The following is a 17,080-nucleotide window of genomic DNA, read 5'->3' as shown; positions in this document are numbered from 1 at the left end:
CACCACAAAACCACTGTGGGAGCGGGCTTGCTCGCGAAGGCGGTGTGTCAGTCAACATCATTGCTAAATGACACACCGCCTTCGCGAGCAAGCCCGCTCCCACAGTGGCACAGTGTTTGTTCGTTATAACCCACCCCGCCCAACACCCCATTCGTTCTAGAAAACCCGCCCCCACCTGTCAGATCTGACAGGTTACGCAGCGCCACCATCTTGATAGCGTTGACCCACCGCGAAACCTTTCGCCGCGACGGGACAGGATCAACAAAATGGAAGATCAAGCGTCGCTGAGCATTACCACGCCCTCCATTTCCAGAAATGCCTCGATTGCCATGGTCAGCAAAAGTGGCACGGTCGGTTTCACCGGCAGTGCCTCGTTCGAGCTGACACTGCCGATTTCCCCCGGACGTGGTTTCGACCCTGGCCTGACGTTGAGCTACGACAGCCAGGCTGGCAACGGCCCCTTCGGGATCGGCTGGGGTGTGAACAACGCTGCCATTTCCCGCCAGACCAACAAGGGTGTGCCGCGCTATGCCGTAGACGACGTGATGATCGGCCACGATGGTCAGCAGTGGCGCCCCGAACGCGATGCACAAGGGGCGATCAAGTCGCGGATCGAAACCCAATACCGCGGTTTGATGATTGGCCCGCACAGCGTGCTGCGTTATTTCCCTCGCGTCGAAACAAGCTTCGAGCTGATCGAGTTGTGGCGCTCAGGCGCCAACCCTCAAGGGTTCTGGCTGATACACGGTAGCGACGGCAGCCTGCACCTTTTTGGCAAAGCCGAAACCGCCCGCATCACCGACCCGCAAAACCCGCTAAACGTGGCCTCCTGGCTATTGCAGGAAAGCCTGAACACCCGTGGCGAGCACATCGCTTACGAGTACAAGACCGAGGACACGACTCAAGCATCCGGCCAGCCCCACGACTACCGAGCCCAGCGCTACCTGCATCGCGTGCTCTATGGCAACGTCGAGGCCAGCGCTCATTTGTATGGCTGGGATGCACAGGCATCGGCGGCGTGGCACTTTCATCTAGTGTTCGACTACGGCGAACGCACCCTCGATCGGGAACAGAAACCACCGTTTGATGCAGCGGGCGACTGGCCGGTTCGCAGCGATCCGTTTCACACCTACGGTGATGGCTTCGAAGTGGGCACACGGCGCCTGTGCCATCAGGTGTTGATGTTCCATCACTTCCCCGAAGAGCTGGGGGCGACACCGGCGCTGGTACGACGTCTGTTACTGGAATACCGCTCCACTTCGCTGGGCTACAGCCAATTGATGGCCGCGCACTATCAGGCGTATGACGCGAGCGGCACGGTGGAAAACCGGCCACCGGTGGAATTCGATTACTCGGCGTTCGAACTCAATCCCCAACCGGCGACATTTTTTGCGTTCGACAACATGCCCGGCCTTGAGAACGGGCAACGCTACCAGTGCGTCGATCTGTTCGGCGAGGGTTTGCCGGGATTTGTGTGCCGCTACGACCAGGCCTGGTATTACCGCGAACCGTTGCGCGCCGAGGCCGACAGTGATGATGTCGCCTATGGGCCGTGGACGTTGCTGAGCACACTGCCGCGCGCCGATAGCAACAAACCGGTGTTGCAAACCCTGACCGATCTGACCGGCGACGGCCGTCTGGACTGGATTATCGCCCAACCGGGCGCGAGCGGTTTCCACACCCTCAACCCGGATCGCAGTTGGTCCGGGTTCATTCCGTTCGAAGCGTTCCCGCTGGAGTTTTTCCACACGTTGGCGCAGATGGGCGATTTGTCCGGCGACGGCCTCAGCTCACTGGCGCTGATCGGTCCCAAGAGCGTGCGCCTGTACGCCAACCGCCGCGAGCAGGGGTTTGCCAAAGGCGAAGACGTGCCCCATGAAGTCGATGACGACCGCTTGCCGCTGTTCAGCGACTCGCCGACCGAGCTGGTATTTCTCGGCAATATGCTCGGCAGCGACATGAGCGAGTTGTGCCGCATTCGCCACAATGAAATCAAATGCTGGCCGAACCTCGGTCACGGGCGATTTGGCCGGGGGTTTGTGATGAGCGCCCTGCCCTTCAGCTATGCCGAGTTCGATGCCGCGCGGGTGCGCATTGCCGATCTGGACGGCAGCGGCGCGCCGTCGCTGATTTACCTCAACAGCAACGGTTTCGATATCTACTACAACCGTGGCGGCAATGGTCTGGAGCAAACCCCGCTAAAGGTGTCCTGGCCCGAAGGGGTGCGCTACGACAACCTGTGCCAGGTCACCCTCGCCGACCTGCAAGGCCTGGGTTGTGCCAGCCTGATCCTGACGGTGCCGCACATCAAGCCACGGCACTGGCGCTATGATTTTGTCGGCGCCCGGCCCTACCTGCTGAGCAGTAGCAACAACAATATGGGTTGCAGCACCGACGTGCGCTATCGCAGCTCTGCCCAGGAGTGGCTGGACGAAAAGGCTCAATTACTCAAACTCAAAATGCTCCCGGTGTCGTACCTGCCGTTTCCGATCCAGGTGGTCAGGCGGCAAACCCAGAAAGACGAAATCACCGGCGGCGAGCTCACCCAATCGATCCGTTTTGCCCAGGCCCACTACGACGGTTTCGAACGGGAATTGCGTGGCTTCGGCCTCGTGTGCCAGACCGACAGCGAAGTCAGCCTGGAAGAAGACAAGGCTTTTACCGCGCCAGCGCTGGTCTGCACCTGGTTCCATACCGGACTGGGCGTGGACATGTCCCGCGACGGCGCTTTCAGGAATGATTCTGAGGCGCGGCCGCTGGGCGATACGCTGTTCTGCCGCTACCACGCCAACGATGGCGTCGATGAACCAGTCACGCCAGCGGCCGAAGCCACCCGCCGCGAAATCGCCCGGGCCCTCGCCGGCTCGGTGTTGCGCACAGAAACCTATGCGCTGAACGACGACCGGCCCTATCAGGTGCAAGAACACCGTTACAAAGTCCGGGAACTGCGGATCAAAGAAGCGCATTCACCCTACGGGACCCTGCTGCCTTCGCTGCTGGAAACCATCAGCTACCAGTACGAACGCTTCATCGACGACCCACTTTGCCAGCATGACATCACCCTGGCGCAGGATGAATTTGGTCTGCCGGTGCATACGCTGACCCTGCATTACGCGCGACGTCGTACCGAGCAGGACACGCCGCCCTTCGACGACCCGGATGAGCAAGCCTGGTGGCGCGACGCCCATGACCCGGCCCAGCAGTTCTATTACCTGAGCGAAACCCGCGCCGAATTCATTCATCTGACCGAAGCCCAGACCTGGCGATTGGGCTTGCCGTATCGGCAGCGCAGCAACGCCTTGAAACTGCCCAAGGGTTCATTGCCGTCAGGACTCAACCCGGAAACTATCAGCTACGAGTCGATGCTCGAACATCACAACAGCGCTGACTGGAACAACGCGCGGATACTGACAACGCAAGCGGTGCAGCGCTATCTGAAAACCCTCGATCGCGCCACGTTGCTCCCGGACGGCAGCGCAGAATTTGAAGCGCTGGCCGCGCCCCGGGAAATCGCGCAACTGGATGAGACAGCACTGAATGCTTACGACGTACTGCCGCCGCCGTTCGACATCCGGGCGGAACTGGCGTTGAACCATTACGCCCCGATGCCGTTGTTTCTTGAGCCGGACCCGGCAGAAGACCAGAAGAAAAACCTGTGGTCCGCGAACTACGGGTTTGCCAGGTATGGCGGCCCGGCAGACTTCTACACTGTGCGCGAATACAAGGAAACCGAGAGTCACGAATTCACCCAGGCCGAATACGATGCCTACTGCATGGCAGTCATCCGGGTCGTGCTCCCGGATGGCTGCACCACCCGCGTCGAATACGATTACCACGCACTGCAACCGCTGCGCATCATCGACGCCAACGAGAACATTCAGGAAGCCATATACGAACCGTCCGGCCAACCGCTTGCCATCAGCTTCTACGGCACAGAAGATGGCGCACGTGCCGGATTCAGGCCTCTGAGCGAATACGTTCGCCCGGATTCGCCGCTGCCAGATCCGGCCATCGACAACCCGCCAGCCGCGTTGCAAAAAGCCGCCAGCGTATTGCGCAAGGACCTGTTCAGCTGGATGGGCCAACTCGACGCATCCGTGCGACAAACAGCTGACTGGCTGGCCGGCTGGATCGCGGAAGGCTTTGTGTTGCCGAGCCTGCATATTCGCGCCAGCGCCCGAGTGCGCCTGGCCCGGCTAAAGTCCGGTACCTCGGCCCTGCAGACGCTGAAGGATATGATTCACGCAACGCCCCGCGAACCGGTGCACAGCGTGGTGCTCACCGCCGACCGCTACCCCGATGATCCATTGCAGCAGATCCACATCATCAAGTCCTGCGTGGATGGCTTCGGCCGGGCGTTGCAAACCCAACAGAAAGTCGAGCCGGGGATGGCCTACAGCATCGATGCCAACCTCGAACTGGAGTTGGTGGACGGCAAGCCGTTGGAAAAACACGCGGCCCCACGCTGGCGGATCAGCGAGCGCGTTGAATACAACAACAAGGGCGCAGTGACGCGGGTGTTTCGCCCCTATTTCTGCAATGCCCATGGCTACGTACGCGACCAGTCCTTCCGCCAGTTTGGCTATCACGACCAGCAGTTCTACGACCCGCTGGGCCGCCCGATCAAAGTGATCAGCGCCAAGGGCTACGAGTCTTTCGAAACCCTGCACCCGTGGTATCGCGCCAGTCACGACTTCAACGACACCGAGGCACTTGAGCCATGAACACGGTGAATTCGCGCACGCCTTCGCTGGCGGTGAATGACAGTCGCGGCCTGCCCGTTCGCCAGGTCGCTTACCTGCGCACCGTGGCCGGTGCCTCGGCGCAAACACTCATCACCCGCCAGCACCATGACGTGCCTGGCCGGCCGATCGAGCAATGGGACCCAAGGCTCTTCGAAACCGCACCGAAACCCAATCTGTCCACACGCTTGCGGTTGAGCGGCGAAGTCGTGCGGGTGGACGGCGTCGACGGCGGCTGGCGCCTGAGCCTGAGTGGTGTGGGCGGTGAAGTGCTGCACCGCTGGGATCAGCGGGGCAGCCATTGGCGCATGACCTATGACGAGCAATTGCGCGTCATCGCCGTCGAGGAGAACGCCCAGCCGAACATCGAGCGCTTCACTTACGCCAACGCTTCGGCCGATACCGGACATAACCTGAGTGGTCAGATGATCGAGCAGGTCGACCCTTCCGGTCGCCTGACTCTGGACAGCTATGGTCTGCTGGGCCAGGCATTGCGTGACACCCGCACGTTCACCGATGGCAAGGCGTACCTGAGCAGCCGAACCTTCAGCCCGCTCGGCGCGCTGCTGGATCAGACCGATGCCGGCGGGCATCGGCAGCAGCTGCGCTATGACATTGCCGGGCAGCTCACGCAGGTCGGTTTGCAGATCGCCACGGCCACTGTGGTGAAAGACATCCTCACAGACGTGCGGTACAACGCCGACGCGCAGATCATCGGACAGCGCGCGGGCAACGGTGTGATCAGCACTTGGACTTATGACCGGGCCGATGGGCGCCTCTTTCGGCTTAAAGCGCAAAAGAACACCGAACAGCCGCTGCAAGACTTCGAATATTTCCATGACCGTGTGGGCAACGTTACCCGCATCGATGACCATGTCTTCACCGAGGTCTATTTCGCCAACCAGCGTGTCGACGGTCATCGCTCCTTCACGTATGACTCGCTGTATCAACTGACCAGCGCCAGTGGTTTCGAAGCCGATGTTCCCCATTTGCGCCCAGGTTTGCCCGCCATGGTGACGCCTGTCGATACGGGCCGCCTCTATAACTATGTCCAGCACTATGAATACGATTCGGCAAGCAACCTGACACTGCTGCGTCATGTGCGCGAAGGCAACAATCACACCCGAATCACACGCATCGCCCCTGGCAGCAATCGCGGTGTGCGCTGGACAGACGGCGAGCCCGAGCCGGTGTTCGACGAGCTGTTTGATGCCCACGGGAATTTTCGATCCTTGCAAAGAGGCCAACCGCTGACCTGGAACAGCCGCGATCAACTGGCGGTGGCGCGGCTGGTCGAACGGGACGGCGGGGGCCATGACGAGGAAACCTACGTTTATAGCCAAGGCGTGCGGGTCAGCAAGCGGCTGGTAACTCAGGCGCAATCTGCGTCCCATGTTCGGCAAGTACGCTACTTGCCGAGGTTGGAAATCCGCACGGTGGACGACGCCGAAGAGCTGCATATCATCACCCTGGGTAATGTCCGTTGCCTGCACTGGGTCAAGGGAAAACCAGCGGCCATCGAGCAGGATCAATTGCGCTATAGCCTCGACGATCTCCTGGGTTCCAGCACTGTTGAACTGGACCGTAACGGCGAAAAAATCAGCCACGAAATCTACTACCCCTTCGGCGGTACAGCCTGGTGGGCGGCGACGTCACAGGTGCAGGCCGATTACAAAACCATTCGTTATTCGGGCAAGGAAATGGATGTCAGCGGGTTGTATTACTACGGCGCGCGGTACTACGCGCCGTGGTTGCAGCGGTGGGTCAGTGCCGATCCCGGCGGCGCCGTGGATGGGCTGAACCTGTATGGATTTGTTGGGAATAATCCGTTGCGCTATGTGGATCCTGAAGGTGGAGCCAAAGCGGAAAGCGTGATCACCCTTTACGCGGGCTTCCTTTCCATCCTCGGTGACGTTACCGCGAGGACACGCGGCCAGCTCCATGACGTCTACCGACAAAAGAACATCAAGCGCAATCTGCTGATGAATGCCGTCAACGTGGTGGCCTTCGGGACACTAGGCTATGAGGCGGGCAACATCGGCGGTACGCAAGTCGGCCATCTCATTCCGGATGCCTCACACGCGACCCGCGTCGGCAGGATGTCAAGATTGCCGTACATTGAGGCAGCAACGGGCGGTAATTTTGGCGGAGATATTGCCGGTTCAATGACAGACGCGGTGTCCGGGCTGGGCGGCGCACTGGCAGACAACGCTCAACTTTTTGGCGGTCGCGCAGCAAACTTTTCGGAAAACATGGGACGGGTCGGCCCGCTCATTCCACAAACCTCGGCGATGTCTGTGGCCGCGATCGATAGCGCGTTGGGTATCCCGGATGCCGCCAACGAAATACAGCCCAACTGGAACAGCATCAAGGATGAATTGATTGATCCGGCGCTCAACTCAATCCTCAATCCGGATTTCGCCGTCGGTCGTGCGCTGGGCGCGTGGATATCGATTCTCCCCGGCGCACTCAACCTGTTTCAACGGGCGGTAGAAGCCGAGGACATCAAAAACCGGCTCGACCCGGTCAAGATCGCAAAAATCGAAGGTATGTTTGCTGACTGGGAAAGCACTACCTTGCAACGCAGCGCCTGGATGGAAGCCGCTTTCGATTCGCTGGGCACCAACGTTGTCCACCTGGATCCCGGCCCCAACGGCGCGCGAGCACCGATTACGCGGGCGGGACTGCAACAGGCAACGACAGAAACGCTTCATAGCATCCGTCACCTTAAAGGGGGGCTTGCTGCGTATAAGGAGGCTGGCAGCACGGACAACCAGTTTTTGGCGAAGCAAAGAACGGCCGCCGCAAAGGCCTCGCGAAGATGAGTGGCGCACGGGGTAACCCTTTATGAACAGATCGGTGCATCGGCACACGCCGTCCCTGTCAGTTCATGACCCTCGAACGTTGCCGGCAAGGCAGGTCGCCTATTTGCGTAAAATGGCCGACGGTCCCGTTGAACGGCTCATCACCCGGCAACACCACGACGGCGCCGGGCGACTGGTCGCCCAATGGGATCCGCGCCTGTTCGACACCGCCCCCAAATCCAACCTCGCCAGCGTCTACAACCTGACCGGCGAACAGCTCAAAGTGGACAGCGTCGATGCCGGTTGGCGCTTGAACCTGGTGGGACAACACTCAGAAGTGCTGCAACACTGGAACGCGCGCGGGAGTCATTGGCGCAGTACTTACGATGAACAATTACGCGTGGTCTGCGTCGAAGAAAACGCACAACCGGTCGACCGCTTCACCTATGCCAACCACTCGGCATCGCCCGGTCACAACCTGCGCGGTCAGTTGCTCACGCAGGTCGATCCTGCCGGCCTCCTCGCCGTCAGCAGTTACAGCCTGCAAGGGCAACCGTCGAGCGAAATACGGACCTTTGCCGATGACTCCACTTACCTCAGCCGCCGAACCTGGTCGCCCCTGGGCGTTGTACTTTTGCAGACCGATGCCGGCGAACATCGCCAGGACCTGCGCTACGACATCGCCGGACAGCTCAAGCAGGCGCTTTTACAACTCAAGAGCGACAGCCAGCCGCAGATGATCCTGCGAGATGCGCAATACAACGCCGCCGGCCAGATCGAGCAACAGACCGCGGGTAATGAGGTGATCAGCACCTGGACTTATGACCCGGCCGATGGCCTGTTGAAGACCCTCCAGTCCGGCAAACCCGGCCAGGCCTTGCAACAACACCTGCTGTACAACTACGACCGCATGGGCAATGTGTTGCAGATCGCGGACCCGAGCGTGGAAACGGTGTACTTCGCCAATCAACGGGTAGACAGCGACCGGGAGTTTACCTACGACTCCCTCTACCGCCTGACCAGTGCCAGCGGTTTCGAAGCTGAGGTGCCGAATCTTCGTCCAGGTTTGCCCGAGCTGATCAGCCCCATCGATCCCGGCCGCCGCTACAACTACGTCGAGCATTACCAATACGACGCGGGCAACAACCTTGACGAGCTGCGTCATGTGCGCAGCAACAACACCTACACCAGCCGGATGCGTATCGATCGGGCCAGCAGCCTTGGTGTGCGCTGGAAGGAAGGTGATCCGGAGCCGGACTTCAGCCAGTTGTTCGACCGTCACGGCAACCAGATGGCGTTGCAACCGGGTCAGCCCCTGACCTGGAATGCGCGGGACCAGTTGAGCAAAGTCACCCTGCTGAGCCACAGCAATGGCTTGCCCGACGATGAGGAAACCTATCTCTACAGTCAGGGCGATCGCGTACTCAAGTGCCACACCACCCACACCCTCTCAATCACCCACCGCCATGAAGTGCGTTACCTGCCGGGGCTGGAGATCATCAGCAAAAGTACTGGCGAACTATTACAGGTCCTGACTCTGCCCCTGGCGGCTGGCACTGCGCGCTGCCTGCATTGGGTCGCTGGTCAACCGCCAGGTGTCGAGTCTGATCAGTTGCGGTACAGCTACGACGATCAACTGGGTACCAGCAGCCTTGAGCTGGATCGCCAAGGTCTGAAAATCAGCCAGGAAATTTTCTATCCATTCGGTGGCACGGCCTGGTGGGCGGCGCGCTCGAAGGTTGAAGCCGACTACAAGACCCTTCGCTACTCGGGCCGGGAAATGGACCTGAGCGGACTGTATTTTTACGGTGCCCGCTACTACGCACCCTGGATACAGCGCTGGATCAGTGCCGATCCGGGCGGTGATGTGGATGGACTCAACCTGTATGCGATGGTGGGGAACAATCCGATCAACTTCATCGATATCAATGGCGAAATGGGATGGCCGAGAGCGTTAGTAACCGGGGTGGGCAGGCTAATTGCCTCGCAACAGCACAGCTATGCCAACAGCATGCAAAGACTCGCAACGGATCGGGTGAAACGACAACTGAACAAGCAAGTCATTCGTCAGATAGAAATACTCGGAATCACCAAACGCCGGGTGCGTGATGCCAGCGAGCAGTTGGGCAGGATGGGTTCAGGCTCGGAGGTCGCGGCGGCAGCGGCACGCAGGACAATGGTGTTGGTGGCGGGCAAAGCCATCAGTTACGGCGTCGGAATTGCCGTCGGTGTCGGGGCCCAGGCGCTGGGCGTGGCGGCCCCAGGCGTCGGTAACGTGGTGGCTGCGGGGATAGGGTTTGCCGCAAAAGCCGCCGTCAGCGGCCTGGTGGATTACGTGGCCGAAAGAAGCGGCTTAAGCGCCTCGGTCAATCTGAAAACGAAAAAACTGACGACGGATAAAATCATACGCAAAGCTGAATACAAGCAGATGGACCTGGTTGAATACATCAAAGCCAAATATCAGAACATGAACCTTGGCTCGCGCAACTCGCAGCTGAAATTGACCAAAGAAGCCACTGCCATTGCCTCCAGTGAACTGTTGAAGAGAACACTGACCGGAATGCCCGCCGAAGCGGTGAGCGCAATCAGCAGTGGTGTCAGCGTCATACTGGGACTACCGGAAATAATTGACGAAACCATCGGGGCCAGCAGGGACAAATCCAGCGACAAAATGGACCGGTTCGAAAGCGAAATTCTCGGCCTCGGCAGAGCCATTGAATCAAGCATGGGGAATATTCACGAGTTTGCCGATGCACTGTCCGTCAACCGCGTCGGCGGGATCGATATCCAGGAGCTACAGGAAGAAACAAACAAAATCACCGGCACGCTGTACGGCTTCGTGAATACCATTCGTAACCACAGGAACAACCGTCAAGCGGCCGCTTGAGCGGACGAGTTTCACGCTGGCAACGCAGCTCACACACAGCGGCATGTTATGGTGCGCGCCCGTATTGCTGACTGTTTACGACGCCATGCCTGCGACTTCCCGTACCTTGCGCCTGACGCTTTACACCCTGCTGATCGTTGCCGGTGCGGTTCTGGCGGCAGGTCTGGCCATGCGTCACGCCGAACGCCAGGCTCTGGAAGACGACGCGGCCCGCGCCAACCAGCAACTGGCGTTGTACGCCAATTCCCTGCACACCCTGATCGACCGCTATCGCGCCCTGCCCGCCGTGCTGGCGCTGGACCCGGAACTGCGTTCGGCCCTCGATGGCGCGGTGAGTCCTGAACAGCAGGACCTGCTGAACCGCAAACTGGAAAAGATCAACGGCGCCGCGCAATCCTCGACCCTGGAACTGCTCGACCACACGGGCCTGGCCGTGGCCGCCAGCAATTGGCGGATGCCCAGCAGTTACGTCGGCCACAACTACGGCTTCCGCCCTTACTTCAGCCAGACCCGCACTCAGGGCGCCGGGCGTTTTTATGCGGTCGGGGTCACCAGTGGGATTCCCGGTTACTTCCTGTCCAGCGCGGTGACCCGGGACAACGGCGAGTTCCTCGGCGCCATGGTGGTGAAACTCGAATTCCCCGAACTTGAGCGCGAGTGGAGTCAGGGCACCGATACCCTGCTGGTCAGCGATGCGCGCGGAATCATCTTCATCGCCAACCAGCCGGGCTGGCGTTATCGGCAGTTGAAGCCACTGAGCGACAGCGATCACGCCGAGCTCAAGGCCACCCGCCAATACGACAAGCAACCGCTGACGCCGCTGAAGTATCAATCGGTGCGGCGCTTCGATGACAACAGCGACCTAGCCCGGGTCGATGGCCCCGACGGTACGGCGGATTACCTGTGGGAATCCCTGCCGCTGCCCGCCGAAGGCTGGACCTTGCACCTGTTGCGCCGCCCGCAAATCGCCTTCGAAGACAGCCGCAATGCCGGCCTCGCCGCCGCTGGCTCATGGCTGGCGCTGGTGTTTCTGTTGTTGTTCCTCAACCAGCGCTGGCGTCTGGCGAAAATGCGTCAGCGCAGCCGCGAAGAACTCGAACAATTGGTCGAAGAACGCACCCGCGACCTGCGTACTGCCCAGGACGGTCTGGTGCAATCGGCCAAACTCGCGGCACTCGGGCAGATGTCGGCGGCGCTGGCGCATGAAATCAATCAACCGCTGACCGCGCAACGCATGCAGCTTGCAACGCTGCGGCTGCTGCTCGATCACGGTCGGGTCGATGACGCCTACAAAGCGCTGAAACCTGTGGACGACATGCTGACGCGCATGGCGGCGCTGACCGGTCACCTGAAAACCTTCGCCCGCAAAAGCCCTAGCGGCCTGCGCGAACGGCTGGACCTGGCGGCGGTGGTCGATCAATCCTTGCAGCTGCTCGACGCACGCCTGCGGGATGAAAACGTCAGCACGGTGTTGCACCTGACCCGCCCGGCGTGGGTGCGTGGCGATGCGATTCGCCTGGAACAAGTGCTGATCAACCTGCTGCGCAACGCCCTCGACGCGGTGCACGACAAACCCTGCAAACGCCTGGAAATCCGCCTCGAAGCCGATGAACAATTGTGGCGTTTGAGCGTTTCCGACAACGGTGGCGGGATTGCCGAAGAAAACCTGCCGAACGTGTTCGATCCGTTCTTCACCACCAAACCGGTGGGCGACGGCTTGGGCCTGGGGCTGGCGGTATCGTTTGCCATCGCGCATGAATCCGGCGGACGCCTGTCGGCCGACAACCACGACAATGGCGCGGTGTTCACCCTGACCTTGCCGATTGACCTGGAGGAGCCCGTCTCATGCTGAATTCGGTGATCGTGGTCGACGACGAAAGCAGCATTCGCAGCGCCGTCGAACAGTGGCTGAGCCTGTCGGGTTTCGATGTGCAGTTGTTCAGTCGCGCCGATGAATGCCTGGCGCACCTGCCGGCGCATTTCCCCGGAGTGATCCTCAGCGACGTGCGCATGCCCGGCATAACCGGCCTGGAACTGCTGGCCGAAGTACAGCGCCGCGATGCCGACTTGCCGGTGATTTTGCTCACTGGCCACGGCGATGTGCCGATGGCCGTCGAAGCGATGCGCGACGGCGCCTACGACTTCCTCGAAAAACCTTTCAGCCCGGAAACCCTGCTCGGTAGCCTGCGCCGGGCGCTGGAAAAACGTCGATTGGTCCTGGAAAACCGTGCCCTGCATGTTCAGGCCGATAACCGCGCCAAACTCGACGCCACGCTGCTCGGCGTGTCCCGTGGCTTGCAGACGTTGCGTCGGCAAGTGCTGGATTTGGCGACGCTGCCAGTCAACGTGTTGATCCGTGGCGAAACCGGTAGCGGCAAGGAATTGGTTGCCCGTTGCCTGCACGACTTCGGCCCTCGTGCGGACAAGCCGTTCGTGGCGCTGAACTGTGCGGCAATTCCGGAGCAGTTGTTCGAAGCCGAGTTGTTCGGGCATGAGAGCGGCGCGTTTACCGGCGCTTCGGGCAAGCGCATCGGCAAGCTTGAATACGCCGACGGCGGCACGCTGTTTCTCGATGAAATCGAAAGCATGCCCCTGGCCCAGCAGGTCAAGTTGTTACGGGTATTGCAGGAGCAAAAGCTGGAGCGGCTGGGCTCGAACCAGAGCATTCGCGTGGATTTGCGGATCATTGCTGCGACCAAACCCGACTTGCTGGACGAAGCCCGGGCCGGGCGCTTTCGCGAGGATTTGGCCTATCGCTTGAACGTCGCCGAATTGCGTCTGCCGCCGTTGCGCGAACGTCGGGAAGACATTCCGTTGTTGTTCGAAACCTTTGCCCAAAATGCCGCCGAACGCCTGGGCCGGACCTTCCCGCCGTTGAGCGGCCCGCAACTGAGCCATCTGCTGAGCCACGATTGGCCGGGCAATGTGCGGGAACTGGCGAACGTGGCTGAGCGTCAGGTGCTGGGGTTGGGTGAGCCGGAACCGGTTGGGATTGATCCTGGCCAGTCGCTGGCGGCGCAGCAGGAAGCCTTCGAAGCCCATTGCCTGCGCGCAGCGTTGACCCGGCACAAGGGCGATGTGAAAGCGGTGCTTGAAGAGCTGCAACTGCCGAGGCGCACGTTTAATGAAAAGCTGCAGCGGCACGGGTTGAGTCGGGAGATGTTCATTTCCGACACATAACCTGTGGCGAGGGGGCTTGCCCCCGTTCGGCTGCGAAGCAGTCGTAAAATCTGCAGATGTGATGTGTCTGGAAAAACGCCGGGGAGTGCTTCGCGCTCCAACGGGGGCAAGCCCCCTCGCCACAGGCAAGCCCCCTCGCCACAATTGATCGGCGGAAATCCGCTCACCCCCATGCACGCCTTGAGCGGCTATCCGCTCAGCCAAACATTCCACCCCCTCTAAACCGGCCCTCCTCCCCTTGGCACACCTCCTGCTATAGCCCTTGCAGGCTGCGTTTACTCGCGCTCCACAAAAACAATTAAACGAAGGATCCTTCAATGGATAACTCCAACGCCCTGCCCCTCGGGTCGGCCGTCGCGCCTGCCAAAGAAAGAACCACCGCCAGCCGGATCAAATCGATCTTCAGCGGCTCGGTCGGCAACATGGTCGAGTGGTACGACTGGTACGTCTACGCCGCGTTCTCCCTGTACTTCGCCAAATCGTTTTTCCCCGCCGGCTCCTCCACCGCGCAACTGATGAACACCGCCGCGATCTTCGCCGTGGGCTTCCTGATGCGTCCGATCGGTGGCTGGCTGATGGGCCTCTACGCCGACCGCGCCGGTCGTAAACGCGCGTTGATGGCCTCGGTGTACCTGATGTGCTTCGGCTCACTGCTGATCGCCCTGAGCCCAAACTATGAAACCATCGGTATCGGCGCGCCGATCCTGCTGGTGTTCGCCCGCTTGCTGCAAGGCCTGTCGGTCGGCGGCGAGTACGGCACCTCGGCGACCTACCTCAGCGAGATGGCGACCAAGGAACGTCGCGGTTTCTACTCCAGTTTCCAGTACGTCACGCTGATCTCCGGCCAGCTCATCGCCTTGGCCGTGCTGATCGTGCTGCAACAGGTGCTGACCACCGAACAGCTGTACGCCTGGGGCTGGCGCATCCCGTTTGCCATCGGCGCGTTGTGTGCGGTTGTCGCGCTCTACCTGCGTCGTGGCATGGAAGAGACCGAGTCGTTCAACAAGGTCAAGAAAGAGAAGAAAGAAAGCGCCATGCGCATGCTGATGCGCCATCCAAAAGAGCTGATGACCGTGGTCGGCCTGACCATGGGCGGCACCCTGGCGTTCTACACCTACACCACCTACATGCAGAAATACCTGGTGAACACCGTCGGCATGAGCATCACCGACTCCACCAGCATTTCGGCGGCCACGCTGTTCCTGTTCATGTGCCTGCAGCCGATCATCGGCGGCTTGTCGGATAAGGTCGGTCGCCGGCCGATCCTGATTGCCTTCGGCGTACTGGGCACACTGTTCACCGTGCCGATCCTGACCACCCTGCACACGATCCAGACCTGGTGGGGCGCGTTCTTCCTGATCATGGCGGCGCTGATCATCGTCAGCGGCTACACCTCGATCAACGCGGTGGTCAAAGCCGAACTGTTCCCGACCGAGATCCGTGCCCTGGGCGTCGGCCTGCCGTATGCGCTGACCGTGTCGATCTTCGGTGGTACCGCCGAATACATCGCGCTGTGGTTCAAGAGCATCGGCATGGAAACCGGTTACTACTGGTATGTCACCGCGTGCATCGCCGTGTCGTTGCTGGTGTACGTGACCATGAAAGACACCCGCAAGCATTCGCGGATCGAGACGGACTGACAGCAAGGTTTGTATTGGCTGTACAGGCCTCTTCGCGGGCAAGCCTCGCTCCTACAGGGTTGAGTCGTTCACAGAATGTGTGAACGACATAAACCTGTAGGAGCGAGCGATGCGGCGACCCGACTTGCCCGCGAAGGCCACACCTCGATCTAAAGCCAAGCTCCTCCAGTAAAAATCTTTCGCCACCCCGCGCATCCATCCCCCCATTCCCCACGTATATCCATTGCAGCCCCAAAAACCACCAAGGCCTGGGACATGAAAAAACTGTTATCCGGGATTAATCATCGGTTAATGCTCGACACACATCCTGACCCTGTCTGATCGATTAACTGCGATACGCCCGCTCAAGCACTGAAAGCGCGAACATTTAGCGGCCTTAACATCGACTTAATCGATACCTTTTAGCCTGAAGCTGGAGTTTTAAATCAACTTTAACGAAGCTGGAGTTATTATCATGAAAACCAAACTGTTCCTCGCCCTGGCCCTGACCGTACTGGCGGCCAACACCTACGCTGCCGATGGTTCCGATAAAACCGGCACCGCTGACTTCATCTCTGGCGCCACTGCCGCCATCGAGCAAACCCACTCGGCCACTGTCGCCTCGGATGGTTTTGACCACACCGGCACCGCCGGCGCGATCGCCGCTGACGGCTTTGATAAAACCGGCACCGCGGGTGCTATCGGTTAACACCTGGAGGAATTGAACAGCCCGGCTTCGGCCGGGCTTAGTCGTTTTTGGGGTAAGCAAATTGCCAAAACCACCACACAACCTGTGGGAGCGGGCTTGCTCGCGAATGCGGTGTGTCAGGCAACATCAATGCTGACTGACAGGGCCTCTTCGCGAGCAAGCCCGCTCCCACAGGGATCTCTGTTCGACTGGAAATAAACCGTTCATCCCAGCACTATGGCCGCATCCCGAACACCGCCCCAGGAATCCCAGACATGCCCGACGACATCCACTACTACGAACCCGCCAACGGCCACGGCCTGCCCCATGACCCGTTCAACGCCATCGTCGGCCCGCGCCCCATCGGCTGGATTTCCTCGCAAGATGCCAACGGCCACCTGAACCTGGCGCCCTACAGCTTCTTCAATGCGTTCAACTACATTCCGCCGATCATTGGGTTTTCCAGTGTCGGGCGCAAAGACAGCCTGAACAACATCGAGCAGACCGGTGAGTTCGCCTGGAACCTCGCCACCCGGCCACTGGCCGAGCAGATGAACCAGAGCTGCGCCATGGTTTCACCCGAAACCAACGAATTCGAGTTGGCCGGATTGACGCCAGCAGCCTCGACCATCATTCAGGTGCCACGGGTCGCTGAAAGCCCGGTGTCCTTCGAATGCAAGGTCACGCAGATCATTCAGTTGCAGCGTGCGGATGGGGATGTGGTGCCGAGTTGGCTGATTCTCGGCGAAGTGGTCGCCGTGCATATCGCCAAGTGGCTGTTGAAGGATGGGGTGTACGACACCGCCGCGGCAGAACCGATTCTGCGCGGCGGCGGGCCGGCGGATTACTTTCAGCTGGGGCCAGAGGCATTGTTCAAGATGTATCGCCCAGGGGCGAAAAAATAACTACCAGAGCAGATCAGCGTCTTCTTTGACGTCTTTGAGACGGGTCAGCTCTTTGGCGGCGGCCAGATCGGCTTCGTTGGCCGTCTTGAAGATTTGATCTTCAAGCACTTTATGAAAGCGTGGCGCACCGGTGCCACCGATGGCTTTGACGGCGATCGCGGCGTGATAACCACCCTCGCCCGGTACTACAGCGGAAACAGCTTCGAAGTGATCAAAGGCTTTGCGTGCCATATCGCGCATCCTGGCTAATTGAGA

The 17,080-nt window shown here is 60.1% G+C and carries 9 protein-coding genes; 8 read left to right on the top strand and 1 reads right to left on the bottom strand.

The features are described 5' to 3' along the window. Nucleotides 1-266: 266 nt before the first annotated feature. From NK667_RS01985 to NK667_RS01950, 8 genes are all read left to right on the top strand, one after another. Entirely contained in the window at nucleotides 267-4,724 is a 4,458-nt protein-coding gene (locus NK667_RS01985) for a SpvB/TcaC N-terminal domain-containing protein (protein WP_054613704.1), read from the top strand. Further along, entirely contained in the window at nucleotides 4,721-7,567 is a 2,847-nt protein-coding gene (locus NK667_RS01980; RefSeq protein ID WP_054613703.1) for an RHS repeat-associated core domain-containing protein, read from the top strand. Before NK667_RS01985 ends, NK667_RS01980 begins: the two co-directional genes overlap by 4 nt. A 112-nt stretch (nucleotides 7,568-7,679) precedes the next feature. Next, nucleotides 7,680-10,433 carry an RHS repeat domain-containing protein gene (locus tag NK667_RS01975; RefSeq protein WP_249574210.1) on the top strand — a complete coding sequence of 918 codons (2,754 nt, stop codon included), beginning with the start codon at nucleotides 7,680-7,682 and terminating at the stop codon, nucleotides 10,431-10,433. An 85-nt stretch (nucleotides 10,434-10,518) separates the two neighbouring features. Then, nucleotides 10,519-12,285, top strand: a complete 1,767-nt coding sequence (locus NK667_RS01970) for a sensor histidine kinase (protein ID WP_054614068.1) — start codon at nucleotides 10,519-10,521, stop codon at nucleotides 12,283-12,285. Beyond that, on the top strand, nucleotides 12,279-13,613 hold the full coding sequence (locus tag NK667_RS01965; RefSeq protein ID WP_054613701.1) for a sigma-54-dependent transcriptional regulator: 1,335 nt from the start codon (nucleotides 12,279-12,281) through the stop codon (nucleotides 13,611-13,613). The genes NK667_RS01970 and NK667_RS01965 overlap by 7 nt, the downstream gene beginning before the upstream one ends. 317 nt (nucleotides 13,614-13,930) lie before the next feature. Beyond that, entirely contained in the window at nucleotides 13,931-15,253 is a 1,323-nt protein-coding gene (locus NK667_RS01960; RefSeq protein ID WP_054613700.1) for an MFS transporter, read from the top strand. Between the two features lie 454 nt (nucleotides 15,254-15,707). Further along, entirely contained in the window at nucleotides 15,708-15,941 is a 234-nt protein-coding gene (locus NK667_RS01955) for a hypothetical protein (RefSeq protein WP_054045085.1), read from the top strand. 254 nt (nucleotides 15,942-16,195) lie between these two features. Then, nucleotides 16,196-16,825, top strand: a complete 630-nt coding sequence (locus NK667_RS01950; protein WP_054613699.1) for a flavin reductase family protein — start codon at nucleotides 16,196-16,198, stop codon at nucleotides 16,823-16,825. Here NK667_RS01950 and NK667_RS01945 read toward each other — a convergent pair whose 3' ends face one another. After that, nucleotides 16,826-17,056, bottom strand: a complete 231-nt coding sequence (locus NK667_RS01945; protein ID WP_054045089.1) for a hypothetical protein — start codon at nucleotides 17,054-17,056, stop codon at nucleotides 16,826-16,828. Between the last annotated feature and the right edge of the window lie 24 nt (nucleotides 17,057-17,080).

The sequence above is a fragment of the Pseudomonas nunensis genome (genome assembly GCF_024296925.1).
Lineage (GTDB): Bacteria > Pseudomonadota > Gammaproteobacteria > Pseudomonadales > Pseudomonadaceae > Aquipseudomonas > Aquipseudomonas nunensis.
This window is presented reverse-complemented; position numbering and strand designations above follow the sequence as displayed.